The sequence below is a fragment of the Pseudidiomarina atlantica genome, assembly GCF_000753735.1.
Taxonomy (GTDB): domain Bacteria; phylum Pseudomonadota; class Gammaproteobacteria; order Enterobacterales; family Alteromonadaceae; genus Pseudidiomarina; species Pseudidiomarina atlantica.
On sequence record NZ_JPIN01000007.1, the window covers coordinates 118,182 to 140,449 of the forward strand.

24 protein-coding genes are annotated in these 22,268 nt (G+C 50.4%); 22 read left to right on the top strand and 2 right to left on the bottom strand.

All coding sequences use genetic code 11. The features are described from left to right. Window positions 1-3: 3 nt before the first annotated feature. From IDAT_RS07810 to IDAT_RS07915, 22 genes are all read left to right on the top strand, one after another. The gene (locus IDAT_RS07810; protein ID WP_034732537.1) at window positions 4-888 is read left to right on the top strand and encodes a DMT family transporter; all 885 of its coding nucleotides are present in this window, start codon (window positions 4-6) and stop codon (window positions 886-888) included. Between the two features lie 65 nt (window positions 889-953). After that, window positions 954-2,396 (top strand): tRNA (N6-isopentenyl adenosine(37)-C2)-methylthiotransferase MiaB, encoded by a 1,443-nt coding sequence (gene miaB, locus IDAT_RS07815; protein ID WP_034732539.1) that lies wholly within the window; start codon window positions 954-956, stop codon window positions 2,394-2,396. Window positions 2,397-2,411: 15 nt separating this feature from the next. After that, a complete protein-coding gene (locus IDAT_RS07820) occupies window positions 2,412-3,401 on the top strand; it encodes a PhoH family protein (RefSeq protein ID WP_034732540.1) in 990 nt (329 codons plus the stop codon). Further along, the gene (gene ybeY, locus IDAT_RS07825) at window positions 3,398-3,868 is read left to right on the top strand and encodes an rRNA maturation RNase YbeY (protein ID WP_034732542.1); all 471 of its coding nucleotides are present in this window, start codon (window positions 3,398-3,400) and stop codon (window positions 3,866-3,868) included. The genes IDAT_RS07820 and ybeY overlap by 4 nt, the downstream gene beginning before the upstream one ends. An 18-nt stretch (window positions 3,869-3,886) precedes the next feature. Then, window positions 3,887-4,768, top strand: coding sequence for a CNNM family magnesium/cobalt transport protein CorC (corC, locus tag IDAT_RS07830; RefSeq protein WP_034732543.1), 882 nt, complete (start codon window positions 3,887-3,889; stop codon window positions 4,766-4,768). 3 nt (window positions 4,769-4,771) lie between these two features. Continuing rightward, window positions 4,772-6,310 carry an apolipoprotein N-acyltransferase gene (lnt, locus tag IDAT_RS07835; protein WP_034732544.1) on the top strand — a complete coding sequence of 513 codons (1,539 nt, stop codon included), beginning with the start codon at window positions 4,772-4,774 and terminating at the stop codon, window positions 6,308-6,310. A gap of 47 nt (window positions 6,311-6,357) precedes the next feature. Further along, window positions 6,358-6,552, top strand: a complete 195-nt coding sequence (locus tag IDAT_RS07840; RefSeq protein WP_034732545.1) for a hypothetical protein — start codon at window positions 6,358-6,360, stop codon at window positions 6,550-6,552. 28 nt (window positions 6,553-6,580) lie between these two features. Beyond that, window positions 6,581-9,181: a leucine--tRNA ligase gene (leuS, locus tag IDAT_RS07845; protein WP_034732546.1), complete on the top strand. Its 2,601-nt coding sequence runs from the start codon at window positions 6,581-6,583 to the stop codon at window positions 9,179-9,181. A gap of 14 nt (window positions 9,182-9,195) precedes the next feature. Further along, window positions 9,196-9,693: an LPS-assembly lipoprotein LptE gene (locus tag IDAT_RS07850; protein WP_034732547.1), complete on the top strand. Its 498-nt coding sequence runs from the start codon at window positions 9,196-9,198 to the stop codon at window positions 9,691-9,693. 4 nt (window positions 9,694-9,697) lie between these two features. Continuing rightward, window positions 9,698-10,720 (top strand): DNA polymerase III subunit delta, encoded by a 1,023-nt coding sequence (gene holA / locus IDAT_RS07855; protein WP_051986655.1) that lies wholly within the window; start codon window positions 9,698-9,700, stop codon window positions 10,718-10,720. 3 nt (window positions 10,721-10,723) lie between these two features. Next, window positions 10,724-11,359: a nicotinate-nucleotide adenylyltransferase gene (gene nadD / locus IDAT_RS07860; protein ID WP_034732548.1), complete on the top strand. Its 636-nt coding sequence runs from the start codon at window positions 10,724-10,726 to the stop codon at window positions 11,357-11,359. 122 nt (window positions 11,360-11,481) lie between these two features. Beyond that, window positions 11,482-11,805: a ribosome silencing factor gene (gene rsfS / locus IDAT_RS07865; RefSeq protein ID WP_034732753.1), complete on the top strand. Its 324-nt coding sequence runs from the start codon at window positions 11,482-11,484 to the stop codon at window positions 11,803-11,805. Beyond that, window positions 11,805-12,275, top strand: coding sequence for a 23S rRNA (pseudouridine(1915)-N(3))-methyltransferase RlmH (rlmH, locus tag IDAT_RS07870; protein ID WP_034732549.1), 471 nt, complete (start codon window positions 11,805-11,807; stop codon window positions 12,273-12,275). The genes rsfS and rlmH overlap by 1 nt, the downstream gene beginning before the upstream one ends. Before the next feature lie 2 nt (window positions 12,276-12,277). Next, a complete protein-coding gene (gene mrdA / locus IDAT_RS07875; protein ID WP_034732550.1) occupies window positions 12,278-14,155 on the top strand; it encodes a penicillin-binding protein 2 in 1,878 nt (625 codons plus the stop codon). Next, window positions 14,145-15,251, top strand: coding sequence for a rod shape-determining protein RodA (gene rodA, locus IDAT_RS07880; RefSeq protein WP_034732558.1), 1,107 nt, complete (start codon window positions 14,145-14,147; stop codon window positions 15,249-15,251). Before mrdA ends, rodA begins: the two co-directional genes overlap by 11 nt. Before the next feature lie 122 nt (window positions 15,252-15,373). Beyond that, the gene (locus IDAT_RS13565) at window positions 15,374-16,168 is read left to right on the top strand and encodes a septal ring lytic transglycosylase RlpA family protein (protein ID WP_034732560.1); all 795 of its coding nucleotides are present in this window, start codon (window positions 15,374-15,376) and stop codon (window positions 16,166-16,168) included. 77 nt (window positions 16,169-16,245) lie between these two features. Beyond that, window positions 16,246-17,406, top strand: a complete 1,161-nt coding sequence (locus IDAT_RS07890) for a serine hydrolase (protein ID WP_034732563.1) — start codon at window positions 16,246-16,248, stop codon at window positions 17,404-17,406. Window positions 17,407-17,412: 6 nt separating this feature from the next. Further along, window positions 17,413-18,267 carry an aminotransferase class IV gene (locus IDAT_RS07895; protein ID WP_034732565.1) on the top strand — a complete coding sequence of 285 codons (855 nt, stop codon included), beginning with the start codon at window positions 17,413-17,415 and terminating at the stop codon, window positions 18,265-18,267. 3 nt (window positions 18,268-18,270) lie between these two features. Next, a complete protein-coding gene (gene ybeD / locus IDAT_RS07900) occupies window positions 18,271-18,537 on the top strand; it encodes a DUF493 family protein YbeD (protein WP_034732566.1) in 267 nt (88 codons plus the stop codon). After that, window positions 18,527-19,192, top strand: a complete 666-nt coding sequence (gene lipB / locus IDAT_RS07905) for a lipoyl(octanoyl) transferase LipB (protein ID WP_034732568.1) — start codon at window positions 18,527-18,529, stop codon at window positions 19,190-19,192. The genes ybeD and lipB overlap by 11 nt, the downstream gene beginning before the upstream one ends. After that, on the top strand, window positions 19,176-20,141 hold the full coding sequence (lipA, locus tag IDAT_RS07910; protein WP_034732570.1) for a lipoyl synthase: 966 nt from the start codon (window positions 19,176-19,178) through the stop codon (window positions 20,139-20,141). The genes lipB and lipA overlap by 17 nt, the downstream gene beginning before the upstream one ends. A 10-nt stretch (window positions 20,142-20,151) precedes the next feature. Beyond that, the gene (locus tag IDAT_RS07915; RefSeq protein WP_034732571.1) at window positions 20,152-20,547 is read left to right on the top strand and encodes an MAPEG family protein; all 396 of its coding nucleotides are present in this window, start codon (window positions 20,152-20,154) and stop codon (window positions 20,545-20,547) included. Here the strand turns inward: IDAT_RS07915 and IDAT_RS07920 are convergent. Both IDAT_RS07920 and nlpI read right to left on the bottom strand, forming a co-directional pair. Further along, window positions 20,488-21,396: a hypothetical protein gene (locus IDAT_RS07920; protein WP_156099499.1), complete on the bottom strand. Its 909-nt coding sequence runs from the start codon at window positions 21,394-21,396 to the stop codon at window positions 20,488-20,490. The two genes, IDAT_RS07915 and IDAT_RS07920, sit on opposite strands and share 60 nt — an antisense overlap. Then, complete coding sequence (nlpI, locus tag IDAT_RS07925) at window positions 21,338-22,237, bottom strand: lipoprotein NlpI (protein WP_034732573.1); 900 nt, start codon at window positions 22,235-22,237, stop codon at window positions 21,338-21,340. The genes IDAT_RS07920 and nlpI overlap by 59 nt, the downstream gene beginning before the upstream one ends. Window positions 22,238-22,268: the final 31 nt, after the last annotated feature.

A 22,268-nucleotide genomic window follows, 5' to 3' on the forward strand; every position in this document is an offset into this window, starting at 1 on the left:
GTTATGGAAACTCCTCAACGCACGGTGGTGATTGCCTCACTTTTGGTGTTGGGTGCAGAAATGTGTTTTGCCGGTGTCAGTGCGCTGGTGAAATATTTGAGCACCGACGTGCCCTCAGAACAACTGGTATTTTTTCGCAGTGTAATGACTTTTGTCGTGTTATTGCCGTGGCTCTGGCGCAAAGGCCCAAGCACTTTTAAAACAAAGGCTTGGCGCTTTCACTTGAGCCGTGGCCTAGCCGGACTCGCGGCAATGTATTTGTTCTTTTATGCCATCGCCACCATTCCGCTTGCACAAGCGACTTTAGTCCTACTGTTGTCGCCTTTTTTAATACCTATCATAGGTCGAATTTGGTTAGGCGAGCGTGTCTTGCCGCAAACTTGGATAGCTATCTCCATCGGCTTTATTGGCGTATTTGTCTTTTTAAATCCAGCCGCAACAAAATTATCGCCGGTGGTTGCCATCGCTTTTATTGCGGCCTGTCTTGCGGCCTTTACCAAAACCTTGATTCGGCAAATGTCGGCGACCGAGTCTTCAAGTAAAATCGTATTTTACTTTGCCGCCATTTCAACGGTAGTTTCAGCTATCCCCCTGCTATGGCTAGGGCAACCCATAGCGGCGGAACATTGGCTAGCGATAGGCATCATGGGATTACTCGCTGTTGCTGGACAATTGGGTATGACCAAAGCGTTCTCGCTCGCACCCGCTGCACGCGTAGGTGTTTTTACCTACAGCTCGGTTATGTTTGCCGCACTCATGGGTTATTGGTTCTGGGATGAAGCCATCACTTGGCACATGTTAACAGGTGCGGCCATCATCACCGTGGCAGGGTATCTTGCCATTCGCACGCGACGAAAAGCAGAAGTCGGCGGCAAAGTTGGCAGTTAAGGTCAGAACAGGCTAAAATAACGTCCCTTTTGAGATACACCAACGCAAGTGAGTACAACGAGTTTATGAGCAAGAAGTTATACATCAAAACTTGGGGTTGCCAAATGAACGAGTATGATTCTGCCAAAATGGCTGATCTACTGAAGGCAACTCATGGCTACGACGTAGCAGAAGAGCCAGAAGATGCTGATTTGATCCTGCTCAACACCTGTTCGATTCGTGAAAAAGCACAAGAAAAAGTGTTTCACCAACTCGGTCGTTGGAAGAACTTGAAAGACAAAAATCCCGATCTGGTGATTGGTGTCGGTGGCTGCGTGGCTTCACAAGAAGGCGAACATATTCGCGCACGGGCTCCTTATGTCGATATCGTATTCGGCCCGCAAACCTTGCATCGCTTACCAGAAATGGTCAAGCAAGTGCAAACTGAACACACGCCTATGGTCGATATCTCGTTTCCTGAAATCGAGAAATTTGACAGCCTGCCAGAGCCAAAAGCTGAAGGCCCAACTGCCTTTGTTTCCATCATGGAAGGTTGCAGTAAATATTGTACTTTCTGTGTGGTGCCCTACACCCGAGGTGAAGAAGTCAGTCGCCCCGTAGATGACGTTTTATTCGAAATTGCGCAACTTGCTGAGCAAGGTGTGCGCGAAGTAAACCTACTCGGCCAGAACGTTAACGCCTATCGTGGCGAACACTTCGACGGTAGCGTCTGTCGCTTTGCTGAGTTGTTGCACTTAGTTGCCGCGATTGATGGCATCGACCGGATTCGCTACACCACTTCGCACCCAGTCGAATTTACCGATGACATTATCGAAGCCTATGCCACCATTCCAGAGTTGGTGAATCATTTGCACTTACCGGTGCAAAGTGGCTCTGACCGAATTCTGACCTTGATGAAACGGGGTCATACCGCTCTGGAATACAAATCACAGATCCGTAAGTTGAAGAAAGTTCGCCCCAATATGGCGATGTCTTCTGACTTTATTATTGGTTTCCCAGGCGAAACCGATGCCGATTTCGAAGCGACGATGGATTTGATTCAAGCCGTTGACTACGATTTGAGCTTTAGTTTCATCTACAGCGCTCGCCCAGGCACACCAGCCGCTGATTTGCCTGACGACGTCAGTGAAGAAACGAAAAAACAACGTCTGCAACTGTTGCAACAGCGTTTAAATCAGCAGGCGCACGCGCACGCCCGGCGCATGGTCGGCACCGAACAGCGGATTTTGGTAATTGGTCCATCGAAAAAAGATCCAATGGAATTGAGCGGGCGTACCGAGAACAATCGCGTGGTCAACTTTGTCGGTGACCATCGCATGATCGGCCGTTTCGTTGATGTCAAAATCACCGATGTCTTCGCCAACTCACTGCGTGGTGAAGTCATTCGTGTGGAAGACGAAATGGGCTTACGGGTAGACACCGCGCCGCAAGCCATTCTTGCCAAGCAAGCGCGCACCCAGCCCGACGCATTAGGTGTGGCGAGCTATGTGCCGCCGCAGCAATCTTAAGCATTAGAGGTTTTTTTGAGTCCTAAGATCACAACTTTAGATATTCAACTAGAGCCGGCGGATAGTCGGCGCCTAGCTGAGCTTTGCGGCGCTTTCGATGAAAATTTAAAGCATATTGAACGCCGCCTCGGCATCGAAATCACTTACCGCAACCAAGATTTTCGTTTGATTGGCCCGCAACACACCGTCAATGCCGCCGCGAAACTGCTGCGTGAACTATACGTTGAAACCGCGCCAGCCAAAGGTGCACCCGGTGAAATCGAACCTCAACGAGTGCATTTAGCGATTCAACAGGCGAATGTGCTTGAGCAAGGGCATGGCGACCCCGCCGCTGAGAAAATGACGCACATCAAGACCAAGCGTGGCCTGATTAAGCCGCGCAATCATAATCAAGCTGAGTATGTTCGAGCGATTTTGAGCCATGATGTGAACTTCGGCGTCGGTCCTGCGGGCACCGGCAAAACCTATTTAGCGGTTGCAGCCGCGGTCGATGCACTGGAACGTCAAGAAATCCGCCGCATTTTGCTTACCCGCCCAGCGGTTGAAGCAGGTGAAAAACTGGGCTTCTTACCTGGCGATTTGGCGCAAAAAGTAGATCCTTATTTACGTCCGCTTTACGACGCTCTATTCGAAATGCTTGGCTTCGAAAAAGTTGAGAAGCTGATCGAACGCAATGTGATTGAAGTCGCGCCACTGGCTTACATGCGTGGCCGTACGCTCAATGACGCATTCATCATTTTGGATGAAAGCCAAAACACCACGTGCGAACAAATGAAGATGTTCCTGACCCGTATCGGCTTTAACTCCAGAGCGGTGATCACCGGCGATATCACCCAAGTCGACTTACCGCGCGGGCAAAAATCTGGCTTACGCCATGTCATCGAAGTGCTGCGTGATGTTGAAGATGTCAGTTTCACCTTCTTCCAAGCGGGCGACGTGGTCCGACACCCAGTCGTGCAACGTATCGTGCAAGCGTACGAGAGTTTTGAAGAGCCTAAAGCATGAACCTTGCGGTCGATCGACAGGTAGCAAGCACCGCGAGCGAACTACCGACTACTGAACAGCTTACAGCTTGGGTCGCGGCCGCTATCAGCGCTGCCCAACAGCAACTGGAAGACTGTGAGTTAACAGTACGTATTGTGGACGAAGCCGAAGGCTTAGAACTCAATCAGACATACCGTGAACGCGACTATGCGACCAATGTCTTGTCTTTTCCATTTGAAGCCCCCATTCCTCTGCCTGTGACCTTGTTGGGTGACTTGGTGGTATGTGCCCCGGTCGTCGCACGCGAAGCGACCGAACAACACAAGCCATTGGTCGCACATTGGGCCCACATGATTGTACACGGAACCTTGCATTTGCTAGGTTATGACCATATTGAAGACGACGAAGCTGAACATATGGAGCAGCTGGAGACTTCAATTTTATCGGAATTAGGGTATTCTGACCCTTATGCCACTGTTGGTGAATAAACGGAGCACTACCCGCTAATGAGCGATGACCATCCCCACTCTACCAACGGTTCTGCGCGTAAATCATGGGCTAGCAAATTGTTAGCACTGTTTACCGGAGAACCGAACAGTCGAGAAGAGTTAGTTGATCTCATTCAAGACGCTGAAGAACGTGACTTGATTGATAACGACACCAAAGAAATGATTGAAGGCGTGCTTGATGTCGCTGAACTTAAAGTCCGCGATATTATGGTGCCGCGTTCGCAAATGGTGACCATCGATATCAATCAAACGGTTGATGCTTTTTTACCTATCGTGATTGACTCACAACATAGCCGTTATCCGGTTGTCAGTGAGAACAAAGACCACGTCGAGGGAATTTTGCTTGCCAAAGACCTGTTGTCCTATGGTTTTGGCATGACTGACGAAGAATTTTCTCTGCATAAAGTGATTCGTCCCGCGGTCATCGTACCTGAGGGCAAACGCGTGGATGTGTTGCTCAAAGAGTTTCGCTCACAACGCTACCACATGGCGATCGTTGTTGACGAATACGGTGGGGTTTCGGGATTAGTGACGATTGAGGATATCCTCGAAGAAATCGTCGGTGATATCGAAGACGAAACCGATATCAATGAAGATACGCGCGCTGATATTCGCCGTATCAACAAATCGCGTTATTCGGTGAAAGCACTTACCACTATCGAAGATTTTAACGACTATTTCGGTACCCAGTTTGGTGATGAAGAATACGACACTATCGGCGGTATGGTCGCGCATGGTTTCGGTCACTTGCCCAAGCCCGGCGAAGAGATCAGTATTCAAGACATTCACTTTAAAGTGACAAGTGCCGATAAACGCCGCATTCAACAGCTGCAAGTGAGCTTTCCTGAGCCACCACCGGCCACCACTACGGATTCGTAAGCCATGTTCTGGCAATCACGACGCTGGCAAGCTGCGCTCACTCGCGTAGCTTGTTTTGTTTTAGGCTTGCTGATGGTATTCAGCTACGCCCCCTTCTATCAAGCGTGGCTGCCGTTTGTGGTGTTAAGCTTACTTATCGGGTTGATTCACAACAAATCGAGCGGTAACGCGTGGCGTTTAGGTTATTATTTTGGCTTTGGTTGGTTTACCGCCAGTCTGAGTTGGATTTATGTCAGTATTGATACCTTTGGCGGCCTTCATCCGCTGGCTTCAATAGGTATCTTGCTACTACTGTTCTTATACCTCAGTCTGTTCCCAGCGTTGGCGCTGTTCAGTTGGCGTTGGCTGACGCTGCGGGTCCATCCACTTGCCTACTGGAGTTTGCCTCTCACTTGGGCACTTGCGGAGGCCTTACGTGGTTGGTTGCTCACCGGTTTTCCGTGGCTGGAACTCGGTTACACGCAAACTGACACTTGGCTCGCGAACTACGCCAGTTGGCTTGGCGTGAGCGGCTTAAGCTTAGTGATTGTGAGTACCGCACTCATCATTTTTCGGGCCTACCAACAACGCTACTGGCCAACGCTTGCCAGTGCAGCGTTATTGCTCGTTACGCCTCTACTGTTACCGCAACTGACTGCTATCGAGCGCACCGGTGAAGTAGTGAAAGTTGGCATCGTGCAAGGCAATATTCAGCAGTCGATAAAGTGGAACCCCGATCAACACTGGCCAACGCTCAATCGTTACCTCGATTTTAGTCGTCAGTTGTACGCAGAACACGACCTCATTGTTTGGCCTGAATCTGCGGTAACCATGCCAGAACCCTATACCGATGACGTGCTGGCAGTGATTCATGATGAAATGCGCAAAACCGAAACTGCACTGATTACCGGTATTATCGATATTGAGCAAGACCAGTACTACAACTCAGTGATAGCACTCGGTCAAGATGCCAGCAATGGCGTGCAAGAAGCGTATCAGCACGGCCATGCCAATCGTTATCAAAAGCATCAATTGCTCCCCATTGGCGAGTTCGTTCCCTTTGGCGATCTGTTGCGTCCGCTAGCGCCATTGTTTAACTTACCGATGTCGTCATTTACCCGTGGTGAGTATCGACAGGAGCCACTGCGTGCCAAAGGTTGGCTGCTTACTACAGCAATCTGTTACGAAATTGCTTTTCCACAGCAGGTGCTTGCTAACTTCACACCAGCGACTGACTTTTTATTGACAGTCAGCAACGACACTTGGTTTGGACGTTCCCATGGACCTGCACAACACATGCAGATAGCTCGCATGCGCGCTATTGAGCTAGGTCGCCCACTAATTCGCTCGACCAACAATGGTATCACCGCGGTCATTGATGAACGTGGGCAATGGCTCGCTGCGTTACCGCAATTTAAAGCGGCAACCTTGAGTGCTGAAGTACCAGTGGTGCAAGGAATCACTCCCTATAGCCTCATCGGTAGTTGGGCAACATGGATTTTTGCGCTACTCGTATTGATTTGTGGCGCCATACCCGTAGTCATTCGGCGTCAAAATCAGTAAACTGTATGCACAATTTCGTTTCTCATCATACTGAGTTGGAATAGACCATGGAAAATATCTTTGCTGCCATTCTTTTTGCGATCCTAACAGCCGCTGGTACGCTCGGCGTTTCGAGCCTCGGCATGTTTATCTTTCACCGCGATCCGGATAACGCGGAAGCACAGCAAGAAGCGCGCGTTGAGTACGCGTTCTTCGGTATCGCTGGTTTAGTCATTACCCTGTTAATGTGGTACGCGCTGTAAGCAACAGCATCGAACAATGGATTCAAAGATGTCAAAAATAACGCAGGATAATTACGATCCAGCTCACATTGAAGCAGCTGTACAACAGCGCTGGGAAAATGATCAGGTTTTTCAGGTAACCGAGCAACCTGGCAAAGAAAAATTTTATTGTTTATCGATGTTTCCCTACCCAAGTGGCAAGCTCCACATGGGGCATGTGCGCAATTACACGCTTGGCGATGTGGTTTCGCGCTACCAGCGCATGCAAGGAAAAAATGTGTTGCAGCCGATGGGCTGGGATGCGTTTGGTCTGCCTGCCGAAAACGCTGCTATTGCTAACGAAACGGCCCCAGCGAAGTGGACCTACGAAAACATTGCCTATATGCGCAAGCAGCTAAAATCCCTCGGATTTGGCTACGATTGGTCACGTGAACTGGCAACCTGCAAACCTGATTATTATCGTTGGGAACAGTGGTTCTTCACTAAGCTTTATGAAAAGGGCTTGGTTTATAAAAAGAATGCCACCGTCAATTGGGATCCCATTGATCAAACTGTACTAGCCAACGAACAAGTCATTGACGGTAAAGGATGGCGCTCGGGTGCCCCAGTTGAGCAAAAAGAGATACCGCAGTGGTTTATCAAAATCACCGATTATGCCGATGAATTACTTGCTGATTTAGACCAGTTAGACGGCTGGCCTGAGCAAGTCAAAATTATGCAGCGTAATTGGATTGGGCGCTCTGAAGGGGTTGAGATCGATTTTAGTATCGTCGACAGCGATGAGCACCTGACGGTTTATACCACTCGCCCCGACACGCTGTTCGGTGTCACCTACATGGCCGTCGCAGCACAACATCCGCTCGCGCAACGCGCCGCTGCCGCGAATCCTGAATTAGCTGCGTTCATTGAAACCATCAAAAATACCAAGATGGCAGAAGCTGAACTTGCCACCATTGATAAAAAAGGTATGGCCACAGGCTTCTTTGCTGAGCATCCATTAACCGGTGAGCGGCTCCCGATTTGGGTCGCCAACTTTGTCCTCATGGATTACGGTTCAGGCGCTATTATGGCGGTACCAGGCCATGACCAGCGCGACTGGGAATTTGCTACTGTGTATCAGTTACCGATTGTGCCGGTTATCGAGCCAGCGCAAGGCGAACACGATATTCAGCAAGCCGCCATTACCGAGAAAGGCACGACCATCAACTCGGGTCCTTACTCTGGTTTGAGTAGCGAAGATGCCTTTAATGCTATTGCCGACGAACTGCAACAGCGCGGTATCGGCCGGCGTCAAGTAAACTACCGTTTACGCGACTGGGGTGTATCACGCCAACGCTATTGGGGCGCCCCCATTCCCATGCTGAACTTACCCGATGGAAGTTCGGTCCCGGTTCCTGCCGAGCAGTTGCCGGTTAAGTTGCCTGAAGATGTGGTAATGAATGGCACCCAGTCACCGCTCAAAGCCGACCCAGAATGGCGCAAGACCACCTACAACGGGCAACCTGCGGAACACGAAACCGATACCTTTGACACCTTTATGGAGTCTAGCTGGTATTACGCTCGCTACTGCAGCGCCAATTTCAACGACGGTATGCTAGATCCGGAGCAAGCGAATTATTGGTTGCCGGTCGATCAGTACATTGGCGGCATTGAACACGCGATTTTGCATTTACTGTACTCGCGTTTCTTCCATAAACTGCTGCGTGATACTGGCTTAGTAAGCTCAGACGAGCCGTTTAAGCGCTTGTTAACGCAGGGGATGGTGCTAGCCGACAGCTATTACCGTGAGGCCGAAAACGGCAAAATCACTTGGTACTCACCCACTGATGTCGACATTGTTGAACGTGACAATAAAGGTCGTATCGTTAAAGCAGTCCTGCGTAGCGATGGTAAAGAAGTCATCTACGGCGGCATGACGAAAATGTCGAAATCAAAGAACAACGGTATCGACCCGCAATTGATGATCGACAAATATGGTGCCGATACGGTTCGGCTATTTATGATGTTTGCCGCACCACCGGAAGCAACCTTAGAATGGTCAGATTCCGGTGTTGAAGGTGCACAGCGCTTTTTGCGCAGGGTCTGGCGCTTAGTTGCCGACTATCTCGAGCACGCTGACGCTGAGCATAGTAACGACTTTAGCCAGTTAAACAGCGCACAAGAAGAGTTACGTCGAGAAGTACATCGCACTATCGAAAAAGTCAGTGATGACATGGGGCGCCGGCAGAACTTCAATACCGCGATTGCCGCGATCATGGAGCTGTTGAATCGGCTACAGAAAGCGCCGCTCGAAAGCCCAGTGGACCGTGGCATTATGCGTGAAGCGCTAGACGCCGTCGTATTGATGTTGGCTCCAGTTACACCGCACTTAAGTGAGGTCTTGTGGCAACATTTAGGGCACCAAGATGACATCGTGTTTGCCGAGTGGCCACAAGTTGATGCCAGCGCCTTGGTAGCGAGCAGTATTCTCGTGGTAGTGCAAGTGAACGGTAAAGTGCGCGGTAAAATCGAAGTCGCCGCAGATGCCGATCAGTCAACGGTGATCGAGGCGGCTTTAGCCGACGAAAACGTGCAACGCTTCATCACCGAGAAAACCATTCGGAAACAAATCTATGTGCCAGGAAAACTGGTCAATATTGTTGCTAACTAAGGTTTGAACTGGCTATGACTCAACTGCTCAAATGCGCACTCTTGCTAACGTCAATTGTTGTTTTGAGCAGTTGTGGTTTTCGCTTACAAGGGAGTTATCAACTCCCTGATCAACTGCAACAAATGCAACTACAGGCGCCGCAATTCAGTGAGTTTGCCGAGCAAGCTAAAGATCGCTTCACGCAAGCAGGTATCGAGCTCGTTGAGCAGTCCGGTGTCTATCAAGTTGAAATTGTTGACGACACTCTGACGCGGCGTACCTTGAGCTTATCGGCGAGTGGCCAAGTTGCAGAGTATGAACTGATTTATAAAGTCAATTACCTGTTGCGTGATCCTCAGGGTCGCAGTGCCGCGCTAGAAGTGGAAGTGTTTCGCGACTACCAAGATGATCCTAATTTCGCCTTGGCAAAAACGCGTGAGCGTGAAATTATCGTTGCAGAAATGCGGGAACAGGCAGCACAGCAACTTCTGCGGCAAGTGATCGCGCGCGTCAGCGCCAGCACTAGCGAGTAAAACCATGCAACTAGCGCAGCTTCCGGAGCAACTCAAGCAACACGGCTTGCCCGCGCTTATCGGAATTTTCAGCGATAGTCCCCTGCTCATTGATGACACCCTACAATTGATTCGTCAGCAAGCAAGACAACAAGGTATCGATGAACGCTTACGCTGGGTGCAAGACGGTCAATTTGACTGGCAACAACTGCATAATGAAAGCGCAAACTTGGGGCTATTTTCAACGCAACGGTTAATCGAGCTTGAACTACCAGAAGCAAAGCCCGGACGTGAGGGTGCTGACGCCCTAAAACGTTACTGTGAGCAACTTCCCGACGACCAAATCTTGGTACTTACGGGGCCGAAACTCAAACAAGAGCAATTAAAAGCTAAATGGTTTCAGTTGCTGCAACAAGCTGGGCCGATGCTGCAAGCCAATAGTCCCGACCGACGGGAGATGCCGCGCTTCGTGCAGCAGCGTGCACAACGCTATCAACTCAGCCTAGCGAATGATGCAGTGCAGTTACTCGCCGATTGGTACGAGGGCAACCTGCTCGCACTTGATCAAGAATTGCAGAAGCTAGCGCTTAGCGATGTCCCCGCGCCCATTACTGCGCAAGCCCTCAGTGCAGTGAGCCAAGATCAAAGTCGCTTCACAGTCTTTGCCTTGCAAGACGCAATTGTTGCTGGTGATTTAACTACCGCACTCAAACGGCTGCAACGCCTACTCGCCGAAGAGACAGAAGTGGCGATTTTGAATTGGATGTTGCAACGTGAATGGCAAAAATTACAAGCCTTGCAGCAAGCAGAGAAACTTGGTCAAGGGCTTGGCCAACGCGAGCTTATGGCACTGGGCATCTGGCGTAATCAAGAGCCTGCTTATCGAGCCTTCGCCAAACGTCTCACAACGAGCCACATGGCCCAAGTTAGTCAGTTACTTGTGCGCCTAGAATATGCTTTTAAACGTGACTCCGGTGAGTCGCTCGCGACACTTTATACGCACTTGCTGATCTTACTGTGCGCCCCGCAGCAAGCGCCGAGTTTATAGAACATGTTACGACTTATTTTTGGCGGCACTTTTGATCCGATTCACCGCGGACACATCGAAACTTCTCTGAGCGCTTTTGCGCATTTGAGCGCCGACTGCATGCATGTGGTCCCTAGTGCACAACCGCCCCATCGGGATTACCCTGGCGCCAGCGCAACACAACGACTACGCATGACCGAACTAGCTTACGCCGAGCTGCCGCAAGTCTACGTTGATGATTGTGAATTACGCCGTGAGGGGCCCTCCTACAGCCTCTTGACCTTGCAACAGATGCGCGCACAGTGGCCCACCGATAGTCTGGTATTCTTATTAGGTGATGACGCTTTCGCTAAACTCGATACCTGGCACGGTTGGCAACAGCTGTTAAGCCATGCACATCTGGCAGTCATGCAACGTCCACATCATGCCAGCCAATGGTCGCCGACAGTCCAAGCCTTGTACCAACAGCATCGGGCTACCGAGTGTGAGGACCTTCATCAGCGCACAGCGGGTCACATCCTCACCCTAGCGACTCCAGCTATCGATGTTTCGGCTACCAGCTTGCGCCACGCCATTGCCAGCGGCGGTGAATGGCGACACTGGGTCGCCCCAGCAGTCGCTGATTATATTCAACAACAAGGCCTTTATTTAGCCAAGTAACCCCAGTGCTCAGGCACTGCTTTTCGCTGCTAGTCGTGGTAAACTTATCGGCATTTTTGCAAGCCATTTTGTAAAATAACTACGATTTGCCCGATGTGGGCTTTTTTCTGGAGAAATTTTCTTTGCAAGCAGAACAATTACGCGACTTCGTGGTCGATAAACTTGAAGACTTAAAGGGTCGTGACATCAAAGTTCTCGATGTCCACGATCAAACCGATATAGCCGAATTTATGGTGATTTGCTCAGGCAACTCGAAAACCCATGTGAAGAGCCTAGCCAATCATGTTGCCACCGAAGCCAAACATCACGGTGTGCCGCCGCTAGGTGTTGAAGGCGATGACAGCTCAGAATGGGTGTTAGTCGACTTAGGTGACGTAGTGGTGCACGTCATGCAAGAATCGATTCGTGACTTTTACGAATTAGAAAAGCTCTGGGGTCCGCGTTAATGCGAATTCAGCTGATTGCAGTGGGCCAAAAAATGCCTGATTGGGTCAGCACTGGCTTTACCACTTACGCAAAACGTCTACCTGCCGATTGTCAGCTACAACTTATTGAAATTGCAGCTGGCAAACGGGGTAAAAATGCCGACATTGCGCGCCTGACTAAGCAAGAAGGTGACGCAATGTTAACTGCCATTGGCAAAGGTAACCGCGTGGTAACGCTCGAGGTAAATGGACGCCCGTGGGATACCCCAAAACTTGCTGAACGACTCGGTCATTGGCAAATGGATGGTCGCGATGTCAGTCTGCTCATCGGTGGACCTGAAGGGCTTGCTGCCGAATGTTGTGCCATTGCCGATGAACGCTGGAGCTTGTCCCCGCTCACTTTACCGCACCCACTGGTGCGCGTGATCGTTGCAGAGGCGCTGTACCGGGCTTGGAGTATTAATAATAACCACCCTTACCATCGCGATTAACTATGAGAAAACGCCGTACCGCTATTCGAGATCGTCACGCTGAGGCAGCTTTATTTGGCCGCCGGGTGATATTTTCTTTAGTTGTAGTGGTGGCGGTTTTCAGTGTCTTGTTAGTCAACATGTACCAACTCCAAGTGGTCGAGTTTCAAACATTTCAAACGCGCTCTAATGACAACCGTATCAAGGTTGTTCCCCTCGCCCCTAATCGTGGCATTATTTATGACCGTAACGGTCGGATTCTTGCTGAAAATCGGCCGGTTTTGAGTTTGGAGTTAATTCCTGAACGAGTGCCTAATCTCGAACAAACACTCGCTGACCTCACTGAGCTACTTGGCTTGACCACCGAAGACCTTGAACGCTTTGAGCGCAATCGCCTACGTGAACGACGGTTTGAGCAAGTTATCTTGCTTGATCAACTCAGCGAAGAGCAGGCTGCCACTTTTGCTGCGCGCCAGCATGAATATCCCGGTATTAGTATCGAAGCTCGACTGGTTCGTCACTACCCCTATGGCGAAGCACTCACTCACGCTCTGGGTTATGTTGCAAAAATCAATCAACGCGATGCCGAGCGTCTGAAAGCCGCTGGTGTTGCCGCTAACTATGCAGCCACTCGCACCATCGGTAAATTGGGTGTTGAGGGCTATTACGAAGAGCAACTACATGGCACTGTTGGTTATCAACAAGTTGAAGTAGATATTCACGGGCGCCAACTACGCACACTTGCTGTTGAACCACCTATCCCCGGTCAAGATTTAGTGCTTGAAATAGATGTCGAGTTGCAACAGGCCGCACAAGAGATTCTCGCGGATAATCGTGGTAGCTTGATCTTGATGGACCCACGCGATGGCGCAATCTTGGCGATGGTCAGTCAGCCTAGTTACGACCCGAACTGGTTCGCGCAGGGCATTACCGTAGCACAGTACCAAAGCCTACTGAATTCGCGCCACTCCCCGTTGCTGAATCGCGCAACTCAAGGCGGTTACCCGCCCGCCTCGACGATCAAACCGCACCTTGGCATTGTCGGCCTTGAAGAAGGTATTGTGACCGCTGACACCCGCATTTGGGATCCAGGTTGGTATCAAATCAAAGGAGTTAATCATCGCTACCGTGACTGGTTGTCTTGGGGCCATGGTTGGGTTGATATCAATACAGCGATCATCGAGAGTTGTGATACCTATTACTATGACCTTGCACTGAAACTTGGGGTCGATACTATCTCCGAGCACATGACGCAATACGGCTTTGGTGAGCGCACCGGCATAGATATTGGCGAAGAGTCCGCAGCAGTGATGCCGAGTCGAGGCTGGAAGCGTGCTCGCTTTAATCAACCTTGGTACGCGGGCGAAACCGTTTCCATAGGTATCGGGCAAAGTTACTGGACGGTGACACCGATGCAGCTTGCCGTCTCAACTGCGGTCTTAGCAAATCGCGGTAAACGCCCAGTTCCACGCCTGTTGCGCGCGATTCGAGATGGTGGCATCGAATTGCCTGCGGTGGTAGAAGAGCGACCGCCAGTGCAATTGAAGAATCCCGAGCATTGGCAAATCGCTTTAGATGCTATGCAGGGTGTTGTCACTAGTATTAAAAGTTCGTCGCGCAGAGCTTTCAGTGATACCCCTTACACTTCGGCAGGTAAAACCGGTACTGCTCAAGTAAAAAGTATTGGCCAAGACGAAGAATACGATGCCGAGGCGATTGACGAACGTTTTCGTGATAACGCGATGTATATTGGCTTCGCTCCGGTTGAAGCGCCTGAAGTTGTGGTGGTAGTCGCCGCCGAGAACGTGATCGGTGGTGGTAGTAGCGTCGCTGCACCGATGGCACGCCAATTACTCGACGCCTACTTTAAAGTAGACAAGGTAGTTGCCAATGCACCATGATCACCAACGCCCATCGCTGCTACAACGGCTGCACATTGATGCGCCACTGTTTATCGCCTTATTCATTACCGCTCTGGTGAGTATCGTCACGGTCTACTCCGCAAGTGGTCAAGACCTTGGCATGACAGAACGCCAAGCAATTCGAATTGGTGCCGCATTTTTTGCCATGTTCGTGATTGCCCAAATCCCGCTCGATACCGTTCAACGTTGGTCATTGCCGCTGTTTGCGCTTGGCATTGCTTTGCTCTTGGCAGTGCTATTAGTGGGCGAGAGCAGCAAGGGTGCCCAGCGCTGGCTTAATCTGGGAATTGTTACCATCCAGCCCTCCGAATTAATGAAATTGGCGGTTCCTATGATGATCGCCTGGTTTATTTCTGAGCAAGGCATGCCGCCGACCCTTGGTCGTCTGGCTATGGCCTTTATTTTATTGATTATTCCGGTGCTGATGATTGCCAAGCAACCCGATCTCGGCACCTCGCTGTTGATCGCTTCATCGGGTATTTTTGTACTATTTTTAGCCGGCATGTCGTGGCGTTTGATTACGTTTTTTCTGGTCGCCGTAGGCTCATTTGTGCCCATCCTCTGGATGTTCCTGATGCGTGACTATCAACGCCAGCGCGTGTTGACCTTCCTCGATCCGGAACGGGATCCGCTCGGGGCTGGCTATCAAATCATCCAATCCAAAATCGCCATTGGCTCGGGAGGCATCGAAGGTAAAGGCTGGTTACAAGGCACCCAGTCGCAACTCGAATTTTTACCCGAGCGACACACCGATTTCATTTTCTCCGTCTTCAGTGAAGAATTTGGACTTATTGGCGTGTTGGGGCTTTTATTGCTGTACGGCTTCATCATTTTTCGTGGCATGATTATCGCCAACCGCGCGCAGCGGGTGTATCAAAAATTGCTAGCGGGTAGTCTGACACTGACCTTTTTTATCTACGTGTTAGTCAATATCGGTATGGTTTCAGGACTGCTACCGGTCGTGGGTGTCCCATTACCGTTAATTTCCTACGGTGGTACATCGATGGTGACATTGCTAGCTGGTTTTGGTTTACTTATGGCTATAGCGACGAATCGGCGATTGATTCACGCCTAATCATAAGTGCATCGCGGGTAGCGTTTGCAAGAGTTTTACCTAAACTAAAGTTAACTTTTGAAGGCGTTCTATGCGATCGTAGCGTATTCCATAGGATATTTTGCCACTCACTCGAGGTGATCATGCGTTTGCGTTTAATCTTCCTTCCGCTTATCACTTTTGCGCTATTTGCCTGTAGCTCTTCGGCGCCGCCAAGTCGTTACAGCCAAGAACATGACAGTATCCCATCGCGTCTGCCCACCCCCGATGAGCTGATTGAACCAGAGCCACGGGTCGAACCGCCAAGTCGTGGTGGCAATCGTACCTATACTTTATTTGGTCAAACCTACAACATTATTCCTGATGCCCGTGGTTTTAGTGAAGAAGGTTTAGCTTCTTGGTATGGCGAGAAATTTCACGGCCATTTAACTTCCAACGGTGAAACCTACGATATGTATGCCATGAGTGCCGCACATAAAACTTTGCCGTTGCCAACTTATGTACGCGTTACCAATCTTGCCAATCAACGTTCTGTAGTAGTTCGGGTCAATGACCGTGGTCCCTTTCATAGTAACCGCATTATCGACTTATCCTATGTTGCGGCCTACAAGCTAGGTATGTTGGCAAACGGAACTGCACGCGTTCGGGTCGAGGCATTACACCCAGAAAACACCAATCAACAACTAGCACTAACGACACCGCTAGCAGACGCCGGACAGTATTACGTGCAGGTTGTCGCCTCAAGCGATCCCCAGCGTAGTCGTGAGACCGCTGATCAACTTGCCGCAACCTATGATGTGCCTGCAACTACTCAGCTGAAAAATGGTCTACATGCTGTGTTGCTTGGGCCCTTCGCTGCAACTGAAACGGATCAGATGCTGCAAAGATTACGTGATGCTGGATTAGAAGGTGTATTTCGCGTTCCAGTGACCCCTTAAGCAACTGCCTTTGCAGCTCAGCTGTGGTAGTATTTGTGCGCTAGATTTCCATTTAAAAAAATTAGAGAAAGACAACCATGCAATCTGTATTCAAACAGTTCACGCGAATCCTCACTGTGTGTGCCAGCCTAGTCATTGTTGCTGCCCACGCGCAAATCATTCCGCCACCTCCGCAAGTCAATGCGAAGGGTTATATTTTAGTGGATTACACCACCGGCTATGTGATCGCTGAAGGTAATGCTGATGACCAATTAGCCCCCGCTAGCCTCACTAAAATGATGACCAGTTATATCATTGGTCGCGAGATTCAAGACGGCCGCATCGCACCTACTGATTTGGTCACCATCAGCGAAAATGCGTGGGCGAAAAATTTCCCTGAATCATCGAAGATGTTTATCGAAGTCGGCAAACAAGTCAGCGTCGAAGACCTCAACCGCGGCATCATCATCTCATCAGGTAACGATGCCTGTGTGGCGATGGCTGAACATATCGCCGGTAGCGAATCAGCCTTTGCGGATATGATGAACACCTACGCGATTGAGCTTGGCATGAGCAATAGTAACTTTGCCAACAGTCATGGCCTGCCTGATCCGAATCAATACACCTCGCCGCGCGACATGGCAACATTAGCTGCAGCTCTGATTCGTGACGTTCCGCGCGAATATGAAATCTACGCTGAAAAAGAATTTACTTATAATTCCATTAAGCAATACAACCGTAACTCCTTGCTGTGGGATGCCAGCATGAATGTGGACGGTATCAAAACCGGCCATACTGAAGAGGCTGGCTACAGCCTAGTGACTTCTGCGTACGAAGGTGACACCCGCCTGATCGCAGTGGTCATGGGTACCAGCAGCGAACAAGCGCGTAAAGTAGAAAGCAAAAAGCTGTTAAATTACGGCTTCCGTTACTACGAGACCGTGCAGGCCTATAGCGCTGGTGATAGCTTCGTTGATCAACGTGTATGGGGCGGTGAAACGGACACTGTTGCGCTCGGTATTGCCGAAGACGCAGTGATGACCCTGCCACGCGGCCAGCGCGAGAATCTGAAAGCGAGCATTCAGCTCGACACAGTGCTTGAGGCACCGCTCACCAAAGGAACAACCGTCGGCACCGTGGCCATTCAATTTGAAGGTGACACGCTCGCGAGTTACCCTCTAGTGGTGCTTACTGACGTGCCTGAGGGCGGTATCTTTAAACAACTTACCGACTGGGTCTTACGCAAATTTGAGGAATAACACTCAATGAGCTCTACAGTCTACCTGAACGGCGACTGGCTCGCCGCAGAACAAGCAAAAGTCTCGGTTTTTGACCGAGGCTTTTTGTTTGCGGATGGCATTTATGAAGTGGTGCCAGTTTATAGCGGCAAACCTTTCTTGCTTGAGCAACATTTGGCACGGCTTCACCGCTCGCTTGCGGCACTGACGATTCCCAGTCGCCCAGACCCCTTCTGGCACGATTTGATCACGCAGTTGCTAGAGCGCAATGCGATTGCCGATGGTTTGATTTATTTTCAGGTCACGCGCGGCGCCGAAGCACAACGCTCGCATTTACCGCAGACCGAGCTCGATCCCACCATTTTTGCCAGTGTCTCACCAATGCCAGTGCATTGGGACATCCCAGCGCCCGCCAAAGTCACACTATGTGAAGACATTCGCTGGCTGCGCTGCGATATTAAAAGCATCAGTCTACTCGGCAATATCATGCTGAAACAGGTCGCCCAGCAACGTGGAGCACTCGAACCACTACTGCACCGTAATGGTCTGATCACCGAGGGCGCCTCCAGCAATTACTTTGCGGTTAAACATGGCATTTTATACACCGCCCCTGCTGACCACTTGATTTTGCCTGGCATCACCCGCATGTGGGTGCTGGAGTTAGCAAAACAGTTAGGCCTCGAGGTCCGCGAAGAAGCATTTAGTGCCACTGATCTAGCACAACTGGACGAGCTATTCCTTACCAGCTCGAGTCGTGAGGTACAGCCTATCGGCCAAATTGATGATATAATCATCGGTGCTGGTCGTTGTGGCCCCGTTACCGCTAAGCTAGCGGAGGCCTTTCACGCGAGCAAGCAAGCTTATTTAAGTAAGGAGTCGTAAGACATGCAAAAAACCCGTTTCGATGAGCTGGTTGAATTTCCATGCCACTTCACTTTCAAAGTGATGGGCTTGGCTAAACCAGATCTACCCGACGCGGTGGTGGCTGTTGCGCAAGAACATGCCCCTGGCGATTATAGCCCGAGCGTAAAGCCTAGCAGCAAAGGTAATTACCACTCGGTTTCGATTCAGGTCAAAGTCGAAAGTCAGACCCACATCGAAACCCTTTACAAGGCGTTAGCTGACATCGAAGATGTGCGCTATGTCCTCTAAGCTGCTCATCCGACAGCTCGGTAGACAAGCCTACGAGCCCGTTTGGCACGCGATGCAAAAATTTACCGATGAGCGCGATAGCGACTCGGTCGATCAGCTGTGGGTGTTGGAACATGACCCCGTGTTTACCCAAGGTCAAGCCGGTAAAGCTGAGCATTTACTAGCGCCTGGTGACATCCCTGTGGTTAAAGTCGACCGCGGAGGTCAAGTAACCTACCACGGCCCCGGACAATTGGTGGTTTATTTTTTACTCGACCTTCGTCGTTTAAAAATCGGCGTCCGCCAATTAGTGACCCACATTGAAGAAACGATCGTAGCTGTTATGCAAGAGTATGGTATTGAAGCCGCGGCACGACCCGACGCTCCTGGCGTGTATGTAGGCAGCGACAAGCTCTGTTCGTTGGGTTTAAGGATCCGTAAAGGATGCTCGTTTCACGGTTTAGCGCTCAACGTGAATATGGACTTAAGTCCATTTTTACGCATTAATCCCTGCGGCTACGCCGGCATGCAGATGGTACAAAGCAAAGATTTAGGTGGCCCGCAAAACGTTAGCGAAGCAGCAGCAAGAGTCTGCAAAATATTCGCCGAGCGTTTGGGTTACCAAGACATTCATGAACAGACAGGATTTGAACAAGCCTATGTCGAAGCCAGTTAGAGTTGAACCCGGAGTAAAACTTCGCGACGCCGATAAAATGGCGCTGATCCCGGTGAAAGTGGTCCCAACTGAGCGTGACCAGATGTTGCGTAAGCCAGAGTGGTTGAAGGTAAAATTACCTTCTTCAACTCAACGCATCGACGAAATCAAGCAAGCAATGCGCAAGCATGGCTTACACTCAGTGTGTGAAGAAGCTTCGTGTCCTAACCTACCCGAGTGCTTCAACCACGGTACCGCGACCTTTATGATATTAGGTGCGATCTGTACCCGCCGTTGCCCATTTTGTGACGTTGCCCATGGTCGTCCACTGCCAGTAGACCCAGACGAAGCAGTTAAACTTGGCGCGACTATTCGCGATATGAAAGTAAAATATGTGGTGATCACCTCGGTAGATCGTGACGATTTGCGCGATGGCGGTGCTCAGCACTTCGCCGACTGTATTCGTGAGATCCGTGAGCAGTCACCTGGCATCCAAGTTGAAATTTTGGTGCCTGACTTCCGTGGTCGTATGCAAGTTGCGCTGGACATCTTGCGTGATGAAGCCCCTGATGTATTCAATCATAACCTTGAGACTGTGCCGCGCATGTACAAAGCCGCACGTCCTGGGGCTAACTATCAGTGGTCATTGGACCTACTGCGGCGCTATAAAGAAGAGCGCCCTGACATTCGTACTAAATCCGGCTTAATGGTTGGACTTGGTGAGACCAACGAAGAGATCCTTGACGTGATGCGTGACTTACGCGCGCACAACGTCGACATGTTAACCATCGGTCAGTATTTGCAACCGAGTCGTCATCATTTGCCGGTCACTCGTTATGTAACTCCTGACGAATTTGAAATGTTCCGGATTGAAGGCGAGAAAATGGGCTTCACCCATATCGCTAGCGGTCCTTTAGTGCGGTCTTCGTATCACGCCGACTTGCAAGCAGCCGGCAAAGAAGTCAAATAGGAGTGATCCCATGAGCACGTTGATTTGGTGTTTGCTAATTGCTGGACTTTTACCCATTGCCGCAAAAGCCCCAGTGGTCTACTTCCAAAACCGTGACAACGGTTACGATAACCATCATCCTCGTGCTCAACAACAACGTTTGACTGGTGCAGGTGCCCGCGCTGTTGCAGGCCACTATAATGCCTATGAAGCTTTTCCACTGTTTGCCGCCGCGGTCATTTTAGTGATCGCGACCGGACATACAGGTGCTTTTAATCAGTGGCTCGCAGTGGGGTTTGTGGTTTTTCGTGTGTTCTATCACATTCTCTATTTGGCCGACTGGGATAAACTACGCAGTTTAGTCTGGTTATTCGCCCTGCTCTGTCCAGTGATCATGATCGCGCAAACCGCTATCCAAGCCAGCTAAATAAGCTTTGGCCAGGCTGAGATACAGTTCTGGCCAATAATTTACATCGTGATACTGCATCGCCGTCCACTCAGCGATCGGCTTCCAGCTAAAAACACCCTCGACGTTAGCACATGTAGGACTGGGAAACAGTCCTATTTCCTGCTGCGCTGAGCTGCCTAATCGCCAACGGCCGTTGGCTTGTTGTTCACCAAGTTGCCGCCAATCAGGCACCGCATCGCGCCATGGTAATTGCTGCCACAAAGCGCGCAATGCGGCTGGCGACATTTCGGTCGTATCCGTTAGCACCACATTCAGCGAAGCGTGCTGATAACGCCCCTGACAGAAGCGCTCAGCGAGCTTTACCGACATCGGGTACTCATCGGCAAAGCCAAGCCAATGGCCGATTTCATGGGCCAGCAGATCAACATCAGCGTCGAGCGGCAATACTATTTGTGTTGCGTCAGCACTGGCGGTTTGGGTAGCAGTTAATATAATCTGGCGTTGATCAAGCTCACGCGGTAACAACGCGGGTTTACAACGCGCTCGCTGGCGTTCACCTTCAGTTTTGCACTGTAAATCAGTCGTTGTTTGATAGCTACGTAAGGTCAGACAGTCAAACAGCGGAAACAAGGGATGCTGCGCCCAATCGTCAAGTAACTGGGTAACTGTCGCAGCGGCAGTAGCAGGAAACCACAAGGTTGCATCGGCGGTGCTTTCGGTGCAAATGACAGCAGGCGATTGCGCTACAGTTGGCGCCACACTGCTAGGCAGCGCCGGCATCCCCCATTGCTGCAGTAATAATGCGAAACTAGCGCTGTGCGGCAGCCAACGCTTGCTGTTGGCTCCAATCCATCTCAATCCCAGCATAGCGGTGCTCCAAAAACATGTGAACATTGGTGGTCAGCGCTAGGCGGAAATAGACCGCAGCAGTATCCCATTCGCCCTGGAGTTGTTTGTATTTGCCTAAATAGAAATACACTTCGCACATTCTTTCAGCGAGGGTTTCATCACTGGCCATCGATTGCGTTGCATAGGATTGCAGAAACTCTTGTTCGCTCATGGCGCCCAAGTACAAGTCAACAATACCCCACGCCCACTTATCACTTGCGTGTTCTAAGCGCGCTTCAGCGAGTTGTTCAGTTGCATCTTCGAGCTCTACTTCAACCTCGATAAGAAAGCGCCAAATGGAACGGTACGGGTCACTGGGGTCGAGCTCAAAATAACGTTGTAAATCAGCACTGGCTAAGTCAAAGCGTGCGTCATAATAGGCGGCCACACCACGATTCAAATACGCATAGGGATGTTCAGGCTCGAGTTCAAGCGCGGCATCCAATGCCTCGTAGGCATATTCGTACTGGCCAATTTGCGTGTACTGAATACCGAGATAATTATAGGCGTCGGCTAAGCGCGGTTGATAGTCTAGCGCTCGATTAAAATCGATACGCGCCAGTACATTCAGGCCCAAGGCATCGTATAAACTGCCACGACGGTAGAGTAATTGCCCGATCGCTTCACTATCTAATTCTTCAGCACCATGACTGAGTACTTCATTGAGCTTCGCAACTTCTAACTGGTAGCGTTCATCGGCAACTTGTGGCGCAGCGACCACCAACTGTCCCAGCGGCGTCGAGGTTCCATCTGGCGTGCCCACGCAACCGCTTAGCAACCAGCACCCAAGCACGGCAACCGTTATCTTTCGAAGCTTCATACGACTTATCCTTTACCTTCTCTTTGCTGCC

Excerpts from the sequence above, each read along its gene's own strand:
- IDAT_RS07810 (WP_034732537.1), top strand. The coding sequence starts at position 4 with ATGGAAACTCCTCAACGCACGGTGGTGATTGCCTCACTTTTGGTGTTG.
- leuS (WP_034732546.1), top strand. The coding sequence starts at position 6,581 with ATGTCAAAAATAACGCAGGATAATTACGATCCAGCTCACATTGAAGCA.
- corC (WP_034732543.1), top strand. The coding sequence starts at position 3,887 with ATGAGCGATGACCATCCCCACTCTACCAACGGTTCTGCGCGTAAATCA.
- IDAT_RS07915 (WP_034732571.1), top strand. The coding sequence starts at position 20,152 with ATGAGCACGTTGATTTGGTGTTTGCTAATTGCTGGACTTTTACCCATT.
- ybeY (WP_034732542.1), top strand. The coding sequence starts at position 3,398 with ATGAACCTTGCGGTCGATCGACAGGTAGCAAGCACCGCGAGCGAACTA.
- miaB (WP_034732539.1), top strand. The coding sequence starts at position 954 with ATGAGCAAGAAGTTATACATCAAAACTTGGGGTTGCCAAATGAACGAG.
- holA (WP_051986655.1), top strand. The coding sequence starts at position 9,698 with ATGCAACTAGCGCAGCTTCCGGAGCAACTCAAGCAACACGGCTTGCCC.
- IDAT_RS07920 (WP_156099499.1), bottom strand. The coding sequence starts at position 21,396 with ATGCTGGGATTGAGATGGATTGGAGCCAACAGCAAGCGTTGGCTGCCG.
- IDAT_RS13565 (WP_034732560.1), top strand. The coding sequence starts at position 15,374 with ATGCGTTTGCGTTTAATCTTCCTTCCGCTTATCACTTTTGCGCTATTT.
- nadD (WP_034732548.1), top strand. The coding sequence starts at position 10,724 with ATGTTACGACTTATTTTTGGCGGCACTTTTGATCCGATTCACCGCGGA.
- IDAT_RS07850 (WP_034732547.1), top strand. The coding sequence starts at position 9,196 with ATGACTCAACTGCTCAAATGCGCACTCTTGCTAACGTCAATTGTTGTT.
- lipA (WP_034732570.1), top strand. The coding sequence starts at position 19,176 with ATGTCGAAGCCAGTTAGAGTTGAACCCGGAGTAAAACTTCGCGACGCC.
- lipB (WP_034732568.1), top strand. The coding sequence starts at position 18,527 with ATGTCCTCTAAGCTGCTCATCCGACAGCTCGGTAGACAAGCCTACGAG.
- lnt (WP_034732544.1), top strand. The coding sequence starts at position 4,772 with ATGTTCTGGCAATCACGACGCTGGCAAGCTGCGCTCACTCGCGTAGCT.
- IDAT_RS07890 (WP_034732563.1), top strand. The coding sequence starts at position 16,246 with ATGCAATCTGTATTCAAACAGTTCACGCGAATCCTCACTGTGTGTGCC.
- mrdA (WP_034732550.1), top strand. The coding sequence starts at position 12,278 with ATGAGAAAACGCCGTACCGCTATTCGAGATCGTCACGCTGAGGCAGCT.
- rlmH (WP_034732549.1), top strand. The coding sequence starts at position 11,805 with ATGCGAATTCAGCTGATTGCAGTGGGCCAAAAAATGCCTGATTGGGTC.
- IDAT_RS07840 (WP_034732545.1), top strand. The coding sequence starts at position 6,358 with ATGGAAAATATCTTTGCTGCCATTCTTTTTGCGATCCTAACAGCCGCT.
- IDAT_RS07895 (WP_034732565.1), top strand. The coding sequence starts at position 17,413 with ATGAGCTCTACAGTCTACCTGAACGGCGACTGGCTCGCCGCAGAACAA.
- nlpI (WP_034732573.1), bottom strand. The coding sequence starts at position 22,237 with ATGAAGCTTCGAAAGATAACGGTTGCCGTGCTTGGGTGCTGGTTGCTA.
- rodA (WP_034732558.1), top strand. The coding sequence starts at position 14,145 with ATGCACCATGATCACCAACGCCCATCGCTGCTACAACGGCTGCACATT.
- ybeD (WP_034732566.1), top strand. The coding sequence starts at position 18,271 with ATGCAAAAAACCCGTTTCGATGAGCTGGTTGAATTTCCATGCCACTTC.